Annotated in this window: 12 protein-coding genes; 1 reads left to right on the plus strand and 11 read right to left on the minus strand. The window is 64.3% G+C overall.

All coding sequences use genetic code 11. The features are described 5' to 3' along the window. Window positions 1-125: 125 nt before the first annotated feature. Window positions 126-1,265: an FAD-dependent monooxygenase gene (locus BGP00_RS22230; protein ID WP_292689119.1), complete on the plus strand. Its 1,140-nt coding sequence runs from the start codon at window positions 126-128 to the stop codon at window positions 1,263-1,265. An 18-nt stretch (window positions 1,266-1,283) separates the two neighbouring features. Here the strand turns inward: BGP00_RS22230 and BGP00_RS22235 are convergent, their stop codons facing one another. The 11 genes from BGP00_RS22235 to BGP00_RS22285 all read right to left on the minus strand — a co-directional run bounded on the left by BGP00_RS22235 (window position 1,284) and on the right by BGP00_RS22285 (window position 14,041). Continuing rightward, the gene (locus BGP00_RS22235) at window positions 1,284-2,969 is read right to left on the minus strand and encodes a GMC family oxidoreductase (protein ID WP_292689121.1); all 1,686 of its coding nucleotides are present in this window, start codon (window positions 2,967-2,969) and stop codon (window positions 1,284-1,286) included. Next, complete coding sequence (locus BGP00_RS22240; RefSeq protein WP_292689123.1) at window positions 2,969-3,592, minus strand: gluconate 2-dehydrogenase subunit 3 family protein; 624 nt, start codon at window positions 3,590-3,592, stop codon at window positions 2,969-2,971. The genes BGP00_RS22235 and BGP00_RS22240 overlap by 1 nt, the downstream gene beginning before the upstream one ends. Window positions 3,593-3,726: 134 nt before the next feature. Further along, window positions 3,727-4,383 carry a TetR/AcrR family transcriptional regulator gene (locus BGP00_RS22245; protein WP_168604376.1) on the minus strand — a complete coding sequence of 219 codons (657 nt, stop codon included), beginning with the start codon at window positions 4,381-4,383 and terminating at the stop codon, window positions 3,727-3,729. A gap of 168 nt (window positions 4,384-4,551) precedes the next feature. Next, the gene (locus BGP00_RS22250; RefSeq protein ID WP_292689125.1) at window positions 4,552-5,862 is read right to left on the minus strand and encodes a family 1 glycosylhydrolase; all 1,311 of its coding nucleotides are present in this window, start codon (window positions 5,860-5,862) and stop codon (window positions 4,552-4,554) included. Next, window positions 5,859-6,704 carry an alpha/beta hydrolase gene (locus BGP00_RS22255; RefSeq protein ID WP_292689127.1) on the minus strand — a complete coding sequence of 282 codons (846 nt, stop codon included), beginning with the start codon at window positions 6,702-6,704 and terminating at the stop codon, window positions 5,859-5,861. The genes BGP00_RS22250 and BGP00_RS22255 overlap by 4 nt, the downstream gene beginning before the upstream one ends. A 62-nt stretch (window positions 6,705-6,766) precedes the next feature. Beyond that, window positions 6,767-9,070: a TonB-dependent receptor gene (locus BGP00_RS22260; protein ID WP_246870209.1), complete on the minus strand. Its 2,304-nt coding sequence runs from the start codon at window positions 9,068-9,070 to the stop codon at window positions 6,767-6,769. A gap of 62 nt (window positions 9,071-9,132) precedes the next feature. Next, window positions 9,133-9,960, minus strand: a complete 828-nt coding sequence (locus tag BGP00_RS22265) for a fumarylacetoacetate hydrolase family protein (RefSeq protein ID WP_292689128.1) — start codon at window positions 9,958-9,960, stop codon at window positions 9,133-9,135. 6 nt (window positions 9,961-9,966) lie between these two features. Continuing rightward, window positions 9,967-10,902, minus strand: coding sequence for a VOC family protein (locus BGP00_RS22270; RefSeq protein WP_292689233.1), 936 nt, complete (start codon window positions 10,900-10,902; stop codon window positions 9,967-9,969). A 17-nt stretch (window positions 10,903-10,919) separates the two neighbouring features. After that, window positions 10,920-11,327 (minus strand): heme-binding protein, encoded by a 408-nt coding sequence (locus BGP00_RS22275; protein WP_292689129.1) that lies wholly within the window; start codon window positions 11,325-11,327, stop codon window positions 10,920-10,922. Next, window positions 11,324-12,805 carry a bifunctional 3-(3-hydroxy-phenyl)propionate/3-hydroxycinnamic acid hydroxylase gene (locus BGP00_RS22280; RefSeq protein WP_292689131.1) on the minus strand — a complete coding sequence of 494 codons (1,482 nt, stop codon included), beginning with the start codon at window positions 12,803-12,805 and terminating at the stop codon, window positions 11,324-11,326. Before BGP00_RS22280 ends, BGP00_RS22275 begins: the two co-directional genes overlap by 4 nt. 6 nt (window positions 12,806-12,811) lie before the next feature. After that, a complete protein-coding gene (locus BGP00_RS22285) occupies window positions 12,812-14,041 on the minus strand; it encodes an amidohydrolase family protein (RefSeq protein WP_292689133.1) in 1,230 nt (409 codons plus the stop codon). Between the last annotated feature and the right edge of the window lie 27 nt (window positions 14,042-14,068).

Consider the following 14,068-nt stretch of genomic DNA (forward strand, 5'->3'; position numbering starts at 1 on the left):
ACGCTGCACACGTCTTGCATTCTTGCCTAGCGCGTGGGGGCGCCAAGCTCACACCGATTGTATCAATAGGCATCCATCCATGGTTCGGATTTGCCTGTTGGCGCGCGCGCTCTAGTTTCAGCACCATGGAACGGGAGAACATCAAGGGCGTCCAAGAGGCGCTGATCGTGGGCGGCGGGATCGGCGGCATGGCTGCCGCTATCGCGCTGTCAGAGCGGGGCGTTAAGGTCGATCTGATCGATCTGGACCCTCATTGGCGCGTCTATGGGGCGGGGATCACGATCACCGGGCCGACCTTGCGCGCCTATCGCCGGCTTGGCCTGCTGGAGCAGATCAAGGCGCAGGGGGCGATCACCACAAAAACGCGCCTTTTCAAATATGACGGCACGCATCTGCATGATCTGGAAGAGCCGGTCATCGAGGAAGGCCTGCCCGCCACCGGGGGCATCATGCGCCCCGTGCTGCACCGGATCATGCAGGGGCGAGTGCGCGAGCTGGAGATCCCGGTGCGTCTGGGGCTGACGGTCTCCGCGCTGGTCAATACCGGCGATGGCGTGGATGTGACTTTTTCGGATGGTTCAACCGGCCATTACGATCTGGTCGTGGGTTCCGACAGCGTATATTCGAGTGTGCGCGAGCTGTCCTTCCCGCATATGGCGCCTGCCGTGCCCACCGGGCAGGGCTGCTGGCGCATCTCGATCCGCAAGCCGCCGGGCCTGGAATATGGCGAGTTCTACCTTGGTCATGCCAACCCCTGCGGCATCACGGCCTGCGCGCCGGATCAGGTCTATATGTGGATGCTGACCGCTCATGAGGCGCGTGAAAGCTTCATGGATGAGGAGGAATTGTTCAACGAATTGAAACGTCTGCTGGGTGATTTCGGCGGCAATGCCGGGTGGATCCGCGACAATATGACGCGCGATGACTGGATCAACTATCGCCCGCTGGCCGCCGTGCTTCAGCCCAAGCCGTGGTATGACGGGCGCATCGTGCTGCTGGGCGATGCGGTCCATGCCACCACGCCCCACCTTGCCTCGGGCGCAGGTATGGCGGTGGAAAGCGGCATCGTGCTGGCCGAGGAACTGGCGCGCGCCGACAGCGTCGAGGCGGGTCTGCTAGCCTATCAGGAACGCCGCTATCCGCGCTGCAAGGATGTGATCGACAGCTCGGTTTCGGTGGGCCGCCTGCAACTGGCGCATGGCGACCCGCGCGAACATGCCAAGATCCTCGAAGGCGCGCTTTCGAGGCTCAACGAAGACTTCTGATCTATCGGGGCGGGCGCGTTAAATCGCGCCCGCTTTGATCAACCCCACCGCATGATCGACCGCCCGCGCCGTCAGCGCCATATAGGTCAGCGAGGGGTTCTGGCAGGCGCTCGACGCCATTTGCGCGCCATCGGTAACGAACAGATTGGCCACATCATGGGCCTGACTCCATTTGTTCAGCACGCTGGTCTTGGGATCATGGCCCATGCGCGCGCCGCCCATTTCATGGATCGCCGTGCCGCCGGGCCCGGGTCGGTCCATGCCGAACAAAACCTGTCCGCCCGAGGCCGTCAGCATCGCCCCGGCCTCACGCTTGGCATCGGCCAGCGCGGCCATTTCCCCCGCGCCATGGGCAAAGTGGATCTCCAGTTGCGGCACGCCCATCGGATCGAGTTGTTTTGACAGGGTCAGCCGGTTGGACGCGCGCGGCAGGCTCTCGGCAAAGGCGACCAGCACCATCCGCCATGCTCCGGGCGCGCGCAGGTCGCGCTTGAAATCCGCGCCGATCCCCGCCTGCCTCTTGCCGCGCCCCCAGCCTGATTGCAGCGCGCCGCCCTGAAACGAATAGCCCCGCGTGAAGCCGTCGCCATCGGCCTTGTCCAGATTGCGGAAACGCGGGATGACCACGCCCGTGGGCCGGTTGCCGAAAGAGGTCCGCCCCTCGAACCCCGGCATCAGCGCGACGGCCGAGAGCGTATTGGCATGATCCATAATATGCGTGCCCAGGACGCCGCTGCTGTTGGCCAACCCGCCGGGCATCGCCTCACTGGCCGAATTCATCATCAGATGGACCGAATTGAACGCGCCCGCATTGAGGAACACGATCCGCGCGGTGGCGCTCTTGCGCTCGCGCGTCTTGGTGTTGACCCAGCGCACGCCGGTCACGCGCTTGGTTGCCGGATCATAATCCACCTTCTCCACCTGCGCATCGGTGATGACGGTCAGCCGTCCGGTCCTGGTCGCGGCGGGCAGGGTGGAGGATTGGGTCGAGAAATAGGCTCCGAACGAACAGCCCCGGTTGCAAATGTCGCGCGACTGGCAGGGGGCGCGGCCTTCCTCCTCCTTGCCCTGCGTCAGATTGGCGGTGCGCCCGATGGTCAAGCGGCGGTCGGGCCATTGGGCCGAAACCTTTTCCCGCACCGATTTCTCGACGGCATTGAGCGCAAAAGGCGGCTGAAACTGGCCATCGGGCAGCGAGGGCAGACCCTCCGATGCCCCCGAAACGCCGATGAAGCGCTCCACCTTGTCATACCACGGCGCGATATCGGCATAGCGGATCGGCCAGTCCGTCCCCATGCCATCGCGCGCATTGGCCCCGAAATCATAATCCGACCAGCGATAGCACTGCCGCCCCCAGGTCAGCGATTTTCCGCCAAGCTGATAGGAGCGGAACCATGTGAAGGCGCTGTCCGGCCCCAGTTCATAGGGATTTTCGCGGTCATTGACGAAATGGTCCTCGGTCCATTCGGTGAAATGGCGGTTGAGCATCTGCACCGCATGGTCGCGCTTATAGCGCTGCGTATCGCCGCGCCCGCGAAAGGGCAGTTCCCACGGGGCCTTCATCTCGCGCGGGTAATCGCCATGGACGATCTCGCGTCCGCGCTCGATCATCAGCACTTTCAAACCCGCCTCGGTCAATTCCTTGGCCGCCCAGCCGCCGGTGATGCCCGAGCCCACCACGATTGCATCAAATTCGTAATCCATTATCCGAACTCCACCGCCGTCCAGTCGCTGGAATAGGCGCGCGCGCCGGGCTTAAGCGGGATGTCGGCATCCCAGCGGCCCGGAATAAGGTTATATTGCAGTTCCTTCGATGCCCCGGCCTCGCTGGTGTAATAGCCTGTCAGGATCAGCGCCTTGATCGACACCCATGGGCTGGGCACGGCTGGAGGCGGCCCGGCGGGAAAGGCTCCGGCGTCAAGCTGCGCCACAATTTTTGCCTGTTGCGCCGGGGGCAGGGCGAGGAAATCCCGGCCCGCGCGGCGGTTCAGTTCCTGATCCAGCCACAGATCATGGCGCAGCGATCCATCCGCGCGCAGCAGGTTTGCCGCCACCGCGCCGCGCCCAGGTTCGCGCGTGCCCTCCAGCCCATGCGCAAAGGCCAGCGGGAGAAAGGCCCCGACGCCCACGTCGCCCGCGCCGGGCGTATCGCTGCGCGGGATCACGATCTGCGCGACGGTTTTGAGCAACAGCGCGATCCGGGGCGAGGGCGCCTCGCCGGCCGCCGATGCGGGCATGGGCAGGCCGGTGGCCAGCGCAAAAATCGCCGCCCCGGCCAGAACCTCGCGCCGGGTCGCCTTGGGCTGCTTGTGCCGAAAATGTTGCAAGATGCCTCTCCCAGCGATTCGGAAAGGGCGCGATGCGCTGCCTCCCGATCTAAATCAGAATGATGGTTCTGAAATATCGCTGGTTGGGCATGACTGTCAAGCGGCCTGAGACGGGCCGCCTGCAAGCGGGCCGATCAAAAGCTTGGCGGGGTGACCAGAAAGGCCGCGATCATGCGCGAGAGGTCCTGCAGCAGCACATCCCAGTCACCCTCCCACGCCGCCGTGGTGGCCGAGCCAAAGCCGAGATAGCGGGCAATCGTGGCGTAAAGGATGCGAAAGGCCGAATCGACCGCACGCAGCGGATCGGGCTGTTTCATCTCCGCCGAATGCAGCAGCAGCGCGCCCTTGACCGCATTGGCCGTGGTGACGAAAGACGCCTTGCCCGTGGCCGCCACCAGCGGATCATTGGTCGCGCGCAGCATCAGCGGGCGCATGATATCGGCGTTTTCCTTGAGCGTCTCGCCCACCGCCCGCGTCAGCGCCACCACCAGTTGGTCGAGCGTATTGGCCCCGTTGCGCGCCTCGTCCAGCATCGCGCCCATCTGTCTGTCGACCCGTTCGAGCACGCGCAATTGCACCGCATGGAGCAGGGCGTCCTTGCTTTCAAATCGATTGTAAATCGAGCCGATCGAAACCTTGCCCTTCTTGCTTACCTCCTGCAGCGTGAACTCGTCCGAACCTGCGGCCGCCATCAGCGCCTCTGCGGCGGCCAACATGCGTTCATACGAGGCCTTGGATCGGCCCTGAACGGGCGCGCGCAGGGCGGTGGAGAGGGCAACATCCTTGGTCATGACACGGTTCTTTTCCGGTTTGTGTCACTTTCGTCAACAAAGATCGTTTTAATAGAATTCTAATTCCAAATAAACCCGGGGGCAATTCATGCAAAGGCGCGCTCATGCAAAAAGGCGCGGGAGCCCCCCGACCCCCGCGCCTCTCGTCTGTAACCATCCCCCGATAGGTTACAGCGAGTTGGCCTTGGCAATCGCGCCCAGCACGCCCGCGCTTGGCTTGGCCTTGCGCGCAAAGGTGAGCGGATCGACCGCGGCAAGGCCGAAAGCGCCATGGCCAATCCCTGCGCCCCATTCATAATTGTCCATCAGCGACCAGTGGATATAGCCCAGCACCGGCACGCCATCGGCCATCGCCTGACGCAGCGGCGGCAGCGCCTCGCGGATCAGGCGGACGCGCAGCGTATCGTCATCCGTGCCCACGCCATGCTCGGTGATGAGGACCGGCTTGCCCGTGGCCTCATGCGCATAACGCGCCGCGCCCGCCAGCGAGGGCGGATAGACCTCGGCCCCCCGGAAATTGCGCATACCGCCATCGGGCGCGGGCAGGCGGCCCTTGGGGCCCCACAGGATGCGTTCGTAATTCTGGATCGCCACGAAATCATCCTCGCGCGCCACGTCCAGCCAGTCGCCGTAGAGCTTCTGGCGCATGGCATCGCGCATCGAATCCTTGGTCGCGGCCTGATCGTCGGCCATGGCAAAGCTGAAGCCGACCGGCAGTTCGGGGCGGATCGCCTTGATTGCGGCGCGGGCCAGACGGTGGCCCCGGATCATCCCGGCGGTTACGGCGGGCACATCCTCGGGCGGGACAGTGTTGGCCACCATGAAGCGCGGGACATTGGCCGCGCGCGCGGCGGCGGCCAGATTGGCGCGCAGCCCGTCCAGGAACTGCGGCGGCATCACCAAAGGCAGCAGGCGGGCCAGATTGGGCTCGTTCAGCGTCATGGCCACAGCGATCCCCGCGCCCATATGCCGCATCGCCCGGTCGCAGAATTTGGCGAAGAGTTCGGGCGCCTGCGCATGTGTCCATCCGCCCTGCGCGGCGAACCAGCGCGGGGTGGTGTAATGGTTGAACGTCACCACCGGGGCAAGGCCACGCGCGCGGCAACCGTCGATGATCGCCTTGTAATGGTTGAGCATGGCCAGCGAGAACATGCCTGGCTCGGGCTCGATCCGCGCCCATTCGAGGCTGAAGCGATAGGCGTTGAGGCCAATGGATTGCGCCAGATCGAGATCCTCGCGCCACATTTCAAAACTGTTGACCGCATCGCCCGAAGGCGCGCCGGTGATGGTGGGCGTGACATTTTCCAGCAGCCACTGGTCCGAATTGGTGTTGTTGCCCTCGACCTGATGGCCCGCAGTGGCCGCGCCCCACAAAAAGCCCTTGGGGAAGGCAGGGTCCAGCGGCTTGGGCTTTGCCGCAAAAGCCGGACCGGCGGCCAGAACGGCGGCGCCTGCCAGCAGGGAACGGCGATCAATCACAGAATATCCTCCAGAAATGCGGCGATTTCTTCCTCAAGGCGCCGGTCCGAGGTGCCAAGGTGCATCGCCATCGTGTAATGATTGTGGCCCGGCAGCAGAACGCTGCGCGGCATCGTGCCGTGGCGGGCCAGGCGGGCCTGCATCAGGCCAAGGAATTCGGCCTGAAACCGCGCCGGATCATGCTGGGCGCAGGCCACCAGCAGCGGCAATTGGGTTTCGACCACGGCATCCAGCGGCGCCTTGGCGGCATAATCGTCGCTGCCGTAGTAGCGCTCGTCCTTGGGGTCGATGGGGGTAAAGCCGTAAAGGCCCGAAAGCAGCACCGCCCCGCGCACCAGCGAGCCATGGTCAGGGCGAAGTTTCAGAAAACCGCTGACATGCACCGCGCCTGCCGAGGTGCCCATGACCACGATCCGGTCGGGATCGCCGCCATGTTCGGCCACCGCGCCGCGCAGATAATCGACGGCGGCGGCCACATCCTGACTGCCCGCAGGCCAGAGGTGATCGGGGGCGAGGCGATAGTTCATCACCGCTCCGATCCAGCCGCGCTGCGCCGCCATGCGGCCCACGGCGGCATTGGCCCAACTCGTGTCGCCCTTGTCGCCCAGCACGAAGCCGCCGCCATGGACGAACAGGACAACGGGCTTGGGCGCACCCTCGGCCGCGCCGTAAAGGTCCAGCCGGTGCCTTTCATGCGGCCCATAGGCCAGATCGCGCGCGGCCACCGGCACGGCCCGCGCCAGCGCGCTCTGCTCTTCGTCAAACAGGGCGTGGCATTGATCGAGCACCGATGGCCCAAGACCCTGCCCCATGGCGGCGATGGAATGGCGGATGGGATTCATGGCAAACACCTCATGCAGAATGGGCGGCAGGGTTCGATCCCCCGCCGCCCATGCGCGTTTTATCAGAACTTGGCCGTGGCGTTGACGCCGATGGTGCGGCGCCCTTCGCGCGTCAGCCAGTTCACCTCGCCGCCCGGATCCGAGAAGGGCAGGCCGATCACCGAAGCCTGGAAGCGCTGATCCAGCAGGTTGCGCACGAACAGGCCCACGCGCCATCCGCCATCGGCCGCGCCGATGCCGGTGTTCAGACCGATCGTGTAATAGCCCGGCTGATACGACAGGGCATTGGCCACGTCATACTGCACCTTGCTGCGATAATAGATATTGCTCGACCAGTCGAAGGCCAGACGATCGTTGATCGGCAGCTTCACGTCCGCACCAAAGGTGAAGGAAACCTTGGGCGCGCCCGAGAGCGGCTGACCGGCGGCCTGTACCAGACTGGTGCCGTTCTGAGTGTAGCAGGTGTAGCCGGCCTTCACCACATTGGGGCACGCGGTGACATAATCGGTGAACTTCGTGTCCGAATAGGTCAACCCGCCATTCAGGCTGAATTCCTGGCTGACGCGCCAGCGGGCGTCAAACTCGAAACCCTTGGCCTCAAACCCGCCCGCATTTTCGGTCAGGAATTCGGTGCCGTTGAACACGCTGGTCTGCAGGTTGGTGTATTTGTCAAAGAAGGCGCTGGCGTTGAAGGTCACGGCCCGGTTGAAGAGCTGCGACTTGAAGCCGACCGTGATGTCGCGCACGGTCTGCGGGTTCACATTGGTGCGCGTGCCCGACAGGCCCGAGAACGCCACCGTCGGCCCCAGATAACCGCGCGCGATGGTGCCAAAGAACATCAGGTCGCGGTCAACCTTGTATTCCGCGCCCGCCTTGCCGGACCAGCCGCCCTTTGAGGTCGCGCCGGTCTGCAGCGGGACCGGGGAATAGGGGGTGACAAACACGCCATTGACCACCGTGGCGGGGGCATAGGCCGGATCGATGATCGAATGGAACGAGGCGTTCACCCAGTCATACTGATAGCGGAAACCGCCCAGCAGCGAGAATTTCTCGGTCACATGATACTTGCCGTCGATGAAGGCGGCCAGCGAGTCCGAGCGGGTCTGGGTGTTGGCCTGGCCCGACGAGATGTTGACATAGAAGGCGCTGAACGGGTTGGCGGGCATTAACTGGGCACGGTTGTAATCGCCCGGATTGCCGGTCTTGCGCCGCGACCCGTAAAAGCCTGCGGTATATTCCAGCTTGCTGCCCGAGGGGCTGGTCAGGCGGATTTCCTGGCTCAGGAAGGACTGGTGCTGGGCGGTGGGCTGGGCCTGAAACACCGTCACGCTCGACCCGTCGATGCCGAATTGCGAGGCGCCCTGGATAAAGCCGCGATAGGCGGTGATCGAGGTCAGGTTCAGCCCGCCCAGTTTCTTGTTGATCTCGATGCTGGCGCCGTAATTGCGCTCGCTCGTCCAGCCGTCGGTGTTTTCCGCGCTTTGCGTGTTGTTGAAGCCCGGCGTGATGCCAAGCGCGGTCAGATTGCCGAAACGGGCCGCCATCAGCGGGTTGGCAAAGCTGGGCAGGGCGTTGATCGTCCAGAGCTGGCCGGGGCTGCGCGTGCTGGTGCGGCTGTAATCGCCAATGATATAGACGCTGAAATCATCCGACGGCTGATAGAAGAACTTGGCGCGGCCGCCAAAGCTGGCCTCATCGCCCCAATATTTCTTCAGCGTGGCGTTATAGAGATAGCCGTCATTCTGGCGATAGAATCCATAGAGGCCGATGGCCGAATTCTCGCTGGTGGGCAGGTTGAGCTGGGCGTTGGTGTTCACTTCGTTGAGCGAGCCGTAGGAAGCGAAGACCTTGCCCGAAACGCGGTCAAAGCGGGGCTTGGCGGTGGTGATGTTGACCACGCCCGAGGAAGCGTTCTTGCCGAACTGGGTGCCCTGCGGGCCTTTGAGCACTTCGACGCGTTCCAGATCGCCAAGGCTGTTGACCGGGTTGCCGAAGGGGATGATCACATTGTCGACCACCGTGCCGACATTCTGTTCCGAGGCCGAGGAAAAGCCGCCCGCCGTGCCCACGCCGCGCAGGCGATAGCCGCTGTCATTGGGCGAGGAGCCGAATTGCAGGCCGGAAAACTGATATTGCAGGTCGGACAGCTTCTGGAAACCGCCCGATGTGATCTGCTGCGCGCTCAGGGCCGAAACGGCCAGCGGCACGTCCTGAAGACGTTCGGCGCGGCGCTGGGCGGTGACGACGATTTCGCCGGGGGCGGCGGATTGGGCGGCGGGGGTGGCCGCCTCTTCGGCCATGGCCGGGCTGGATGCGATCAGGCCGACAAAGGCGGCGCTGCCCAGCAGAAGATGGATGGAACGCATGGTATTCTCCCTAATGTGGCCCGGCGGGATTCTTGTCCCGCCGGTGCCGGAATGTGTGTGTTTCAGACTTCGTCGATGACCGGGTTGGTCAGCGTGCCGATGACGCCGACCGAGATTTCCACCACATCGCCCGCCTTCATGTAGAGCGCGGGCTTGCGCTTATCGCCCACGCCGCCAGGCGTGCCGGTGGCGATGACGTCGCCGGGGTTGAGGTCGGTGAAGGTCGAGCAATAGGCTATGATCGTGGGGATATCCCAGATCATGTCGCTGATCGGCTGATCCTGCACCAGCTCGCCGTTCAGACGCGTCTGAACGCGCTGTGCGCCAAGGTCCGCGATTTCGTCAGGCGTGACCAGCGCGGGGCCGAAGCCGCCGGTGCCGGGCCAGGTCTTGCCGGGGGTGAACTGGATATTGTGGCGCTGCCAGTCGCGGATCGAGCCATCGTTGAAGGGCGCATAGCCCGCGATATGGTCCCAGGCGTTTTCGGGCGCGATGCGGCGGCCCTTCTTGCCGATGATGATGGCCACTTCGCCTTCATAGTCGAAGCGAACGCTCTCGGGCGGGCGCACCATGGCGTCACCTTCGGCGATCAGGCTGTCGGCATAGCGGGTGAAGATCGCGGGATGCTCTTTCTGCTCGCGGCCGGTTTCGGCCACATGAGTGGCATAGTTGAGGCCAACGCAGAGGATCTTGTCCGGGTCGGGGATCACGGGCAGCAGCTTGACGGCATCGAGCGCGAAGGCCTCGCCATCGGCGAGCGAGGCGAGGGCGTCGGCGGCAATCGCGGCCTTCAGGCCGGCATAGGTGCCGCCCAGATCATAGACGGTTTGCCCGTCAAGGCGGCCAAAGCTGGCCTTGCCGTCGGGGCGGGTAAAAGACACATAACGCATGGGGGTTTACGCTCCAGAAGCAATTTGGCCAGAAAATTCGTTGATGGGCGCCGGTTGCCATTCGCGGCGGAAGCGGAAGGCTTCCTCGGCCATGCGCAGACCGGCAAAATCCTTGTCCGACACGCCCCACTGGTCGATCCGCTTTTCGGGCCAGGTCCAGTCGTCGGGCTCGCCCGTCCGGTAATCCTCGCCCACCTTCTCGACGGCGGTGGAATATTCGATCACCGGGCCAAAGGGCGCGATGTAATAGGCATAGACATTGTCGCCCGGCCCATGACGGCCCGGTCCCCATGCCGGGGCAAAGCCATGATCGCGCATATTGCCGATGCCGCGCATGACCGCGTCGAGGTCTTCCATTTCAAAGGCGACATGGTTGAGCGACGAGAAACCGGCGCGGGCAAAGGCGGTCGAATGATGCGCCTCGTTGCAGCGGACAAAGACCATGCCCCTTGTGCGGTCGGAGACGCGGAAGCCGAGGACTTCCTCGACGATATCGCCGCTGGCTTCGGCATCGGCGGAATTGAACACGACATGGGTGAGCTTGACCGGCATCACGCGGCGGCTGGCCTTGGAATGGCCCTCGATGGGCGCCACTTCGGTTGCGTCCACCAGAAAGCGCAGCAGTTCGCCCTCGGCCAGTTCGACCACGATGCCATGGCCGCCGCCCGGATCGCTGCTGACGCAAGGCGCGGCGTTCAACCCACGCGCCATGGCCGCCTGCGCCACTTGCGCCAGACGGTCCGACGAGCACACGAAGGTGGTCGAGCGCACGAAATTATCGGCGCTTTCCGAAATGGCCATCAGATAGGGGAAGGTGCCCGATCCGCGCAGGTAGAACGTATCGCCCATCCGCCCGCCATCGGCGCAGCCCCAGATGTCGATCATCCACTGATGCGCCTCGGCCGCCTTGGGCAGGGCCAGTTCGATGCTGCGAAGTTTCATCATCGCGTGAGTTCCTTTCAAAAACCGGCGGCAGCGATGCCCGCGCTCGCGCATTCGGCATCCATCTCGCCCGTATCGCCCGACACGCCCACCGCGCCCACGACCACGCCATCGGCGCGCACCAGCACCCCGCCCGGCGAAAACACCAGATCGCCGCCCACCGTGGTGACGACCCCGCCAAAGAAGGTCGGGTTGCCCTTGGCCCTTTCGGCCAGAACGCCCGTGTCCGCGCCCATGCCCAGCGCGCCATAGGCTTTGGCGCGGGCAATATCGGCGCGGAAGAAGGTTGCCCCATCCTCGCGCGCCATGGCGACCGGGTGGCCGCCCGCATCCAGCACGACCATCGCCAGAGGCTTGGCCGATTGCGCGCGCGCATGGGCAAACCCGGCGGAGAGGATGGTTTGGGCCTGAGCCAGCGTAATCATGCAGCAGTCTCCAGCGATAGGCCCATTTGCGCCGCATAGGCTTTGCGCAATTCTTCGGCGGTGCCCGTGCCAAATACGTAGTGGTCGGGGCGGATCATTACCGCCTCTGCGCCCCGCGCCGCCAGCCAGGCCGACACCGCGCCGCCATCGGGCAGAGCCGCTGCATCGGCCAGCGTGAACAGGCGCCAGCCACCGCCGGTCAGATCATCAAGCTTGCGCCCGTCCGTCAGCACCGGCTGGATGAAGCGTTCGCCCGCGCCTGCGCTGCCGCGATGGATGATGCCGGTCGAAATCGCCGGGATCAGGTCATGGGCGGTTTCCTGCTTGCCCTTTTGCGCCTCGGCCCGCGCGATCATTTCGGCATCGCGCGCGGCGGCCTTGGCGGGGTCGAGTTCGCAGATGTAGCGGCCCACATTCACCGCCGCACCGATCACGCCGCGCACATGCGGGTCGCGTTCGGGCTGATAGGTGCACAGGATTTCGGGCGAGGCGTGATCCTTGATGATCGCCGCCATTTTCCACGAGAGATTGGCGACATCGCGGCAGCCATGGCACATGCCCTGACCAAAGAAGGGCGGGGTCTGGTGCGCGGCATCGCCCGCCAGAAACACATTCCCTTCCTGCCAGCTTTCCGCGACGAGGCCGTGGAAGCGATAGGTGGCCGAGCGCACGATCTTGTGCGGCACATCGCCAATATAGGGAGCCAGCAATTCGGCAACCTTTTCGGGCGCCATCATCGCGGCATCGTCCTCATCGGGCAACAGCATCAGTTCCCAGCGGCGATGGTTGCCGCGCCCCGGCACGATGGTGGCGGGCCGCTTGGGATCGCACATCATCACCGAGAGGCGTTGCAGATCGGCCTGTTCCGGCACGCCCGCAATATCGGGGAAGCGAACCGGGCCATCGACCTCGGCATCGACCACCAGCCAGGGTTCCTCGAAATCCAGATCGTCGAGCTTGATCCCCAGCGCCTTGCGCACCGGGCTGCGCGAACCGTCGCAGGCAATCGCCCAGCGGGCCGCGACCTGATGCTGTGCGCCATCCTGCGTATAGGTGATGCGCACCGGGCCGTCGGATTGATCGAGCGCGGTGAACTCTGCGCCCTTGCGGAAATCCACATTGGCCATGTCGGCAAAACCGGCGCGCAGATGCTCTTCCAATTCGGGCTGATAGAAGAACCAGTCATTCGACCAGCCGAAGGGGCGGGGCATCCCCACCGTGCCCATATAGCGGATCGCCTGAGCATTCGCGCCGACATGGAGATGCCCGTCGGTGTCCACCATATCGGGCAGCACGCGGTCGAGCACGCCTGCCGATTGGAACAGGCGCATCATCTCGTGGTCGATATGCACCGCGCGCGGCAGGGGATAATGGGTGAGTTCCTTTTCCAGAACCACCACATTGAGCCCCTCGCGGCCGAGCAGGTTCGCAGCCAGCGCGCCGACAGGCCCGCAGCCAATAATCGCAACATCGAACATGGTTTTTTACGCCGTTACCGTTTCCAGAGGGGCCTTGTGAAAGGCGCCGCCTTTCATGATTGCCTTGAAATGGTCCTTGCCCTGAAGGATCGCGACATCCTGCGTGGGGTCGCCATCGACCAGCAGCAGGTCGGCCAGATAGCCTTCCTGAATACGGCCCACGTCGATCCCCATCAGTTCGCCGCCCAGCGAGGTGGCAGCCGCCAGCGCCTCGACCGGCGAATAGCCGAAATAGTCGACGAAATGCTGGAGGTCGCGCGCGTTGCGACCGTTGGGGTTGAAGGGGAAACCATAGTCCCCGCCGATCAGCGTGCGCACGCCCATGGCCTTCAGCGCAGGCACCAGCTTGCCTTCCAGCTCCATGCGCTCGGCGGCGCTGTGCTTCATGTGGCTCATGTCGATATGGGGCGGGGGGCTGGCTTCAAGGGCCGCCACCGAAACGCCGCAGCCGGGGCCGTAGAACACTTCGTCCTTGTGCGCGGCCAGCTTTTCAGCCGTGCGTTCGCCAATATAGCTGGCGTGATAGATGATCCGGGCGCCCGCGCGCAGGGCCAGATCGACCGCCTCGTCCGTATAGGCGTGGGTGGCGATCCAGAGGCCATATTCTTTGGCGGCCTCGCGCGCGGCATCCATTTCGTCCGTGGTGTAGAGCAGGTCGGAATGGCTGCCCGGCTTCAAGGCGTCTTCGCCCGAAATCACCAGCTTGACCGAGCCGATGCCCTGATCGGCGCAATATTTCATGAAGGCGCGCATGGCTTCAGGCCCGCGGCCGTTGAATACGTCGCCCGTATCCACGCCCTCGGCGCCCTCGGGGCTGCGTTCCAGCGTGGAGGGGATCAGGCGGGGGCCGGGCGTTTCACCGGCGTTGATTTTCGCTGCAAGGCGCACCTCGATGCCATCGCCCAGCGCGCCGGCGGAATAGGCGCTGGTGAAACCATGGTCGAGCAGCACGCGCGCATTGCGCGTGGCGGCCACTTCCAGCTCTTCGGGCGGCAGGATGAAGGCGTGATAGATCTTTTCGACCGACGAGGCCCAGGTCAGATGCGCGTGCGCCTCGACCATGCCGGGCATCAGCGTGCCGCCGTGGCCATCGACAATGGTTGCGCCGGGCGCATCAATGGTTTCAGGCGCATAGGCCACCTTGGCGATCCGCTCGCCATCGACCAGAACCTGCCCTTCACGCGATGCGTTGGGGCTGCCGTCGAAAATGCGGATGTTGGTAAAGAGCGTGGTCACGCCCGACTCTCCCTATCACGATTGTGT

Source organism: Novosphingobium sp. 63-713 (assembly GCF_001898925.1).
In the GTDB taxonomy this organism is placed as follows: domain Bacteria; phylum Pseudomonadota; class Alphaproteobacteria; order Sphingomonadales; family Sphingomonadaceae; genus Novosphingobium.

Coding starts and splice junctions, on each gene's coding strand:
- BGP00_RS22270 (WP_292689233.1), bottom strand. CDS start 10,902: ATGAAACTTCGCAGCATCGAACTGGCCCTGCCCAAGGCGGCCGAGGCG.
- BGP00_RS22260 (WP_246870209.1), bottom strand. CDS start 9,070: ATGCGTTCCATCCATCTTCTGCTGGGCAGCGCCGCCTTTGTCGGCCTG.
- BGP00_RS22265 (WP_292689128.1), bottom strand. CDS start 9,960: ATGCGTTATGTGTCTTTTACCCGCCCCGACGGCAAGGCCAGCTTTGGC.
- BGP00_RS22235 (WP_292689121.1), bottom strand. CDS start 2,969: ATGGATTACGAATTTGATGCAATCGTGGTGGGCTCGGGCATCACCGGC.
- BGP00_RS22230 (WP_292689119.1), top strand. CDS start 126: ATGGAACGGGAGAACATCAAGGGCGTCCAAGAGGCGCTGATCGTGGGC.
- BGP00_RS22255 (WP_292689127.1), bottom strand. CDS start 6,704: ATGAATCCCATCCGCCATTCCATCGCCGCCATGGGGCAGGGTCTTGGG.
- BGP00_RS22275 (WP_292689129.1), bottom strand. CDS start 11,327: ATGATTACGCTGGCTCAGGCCCAAACCATCCTCTCCGCCGGGTTTGCC.
- BGP00_RS22280 (WP_292689131.1), bottom strand. CDS start 12,805: ATGTTCGATGTTGCGATTATTGGCTGCGGGCCTGTCGGCGCGCTGGCT.
- BGP00_RS22245 (WP_168604376.1), bottom strand. CDS start 4,383: ATGACCAAGGATGTTGCCCTCTCCACCGCCCTGCGCGCGCCCGTTCAG.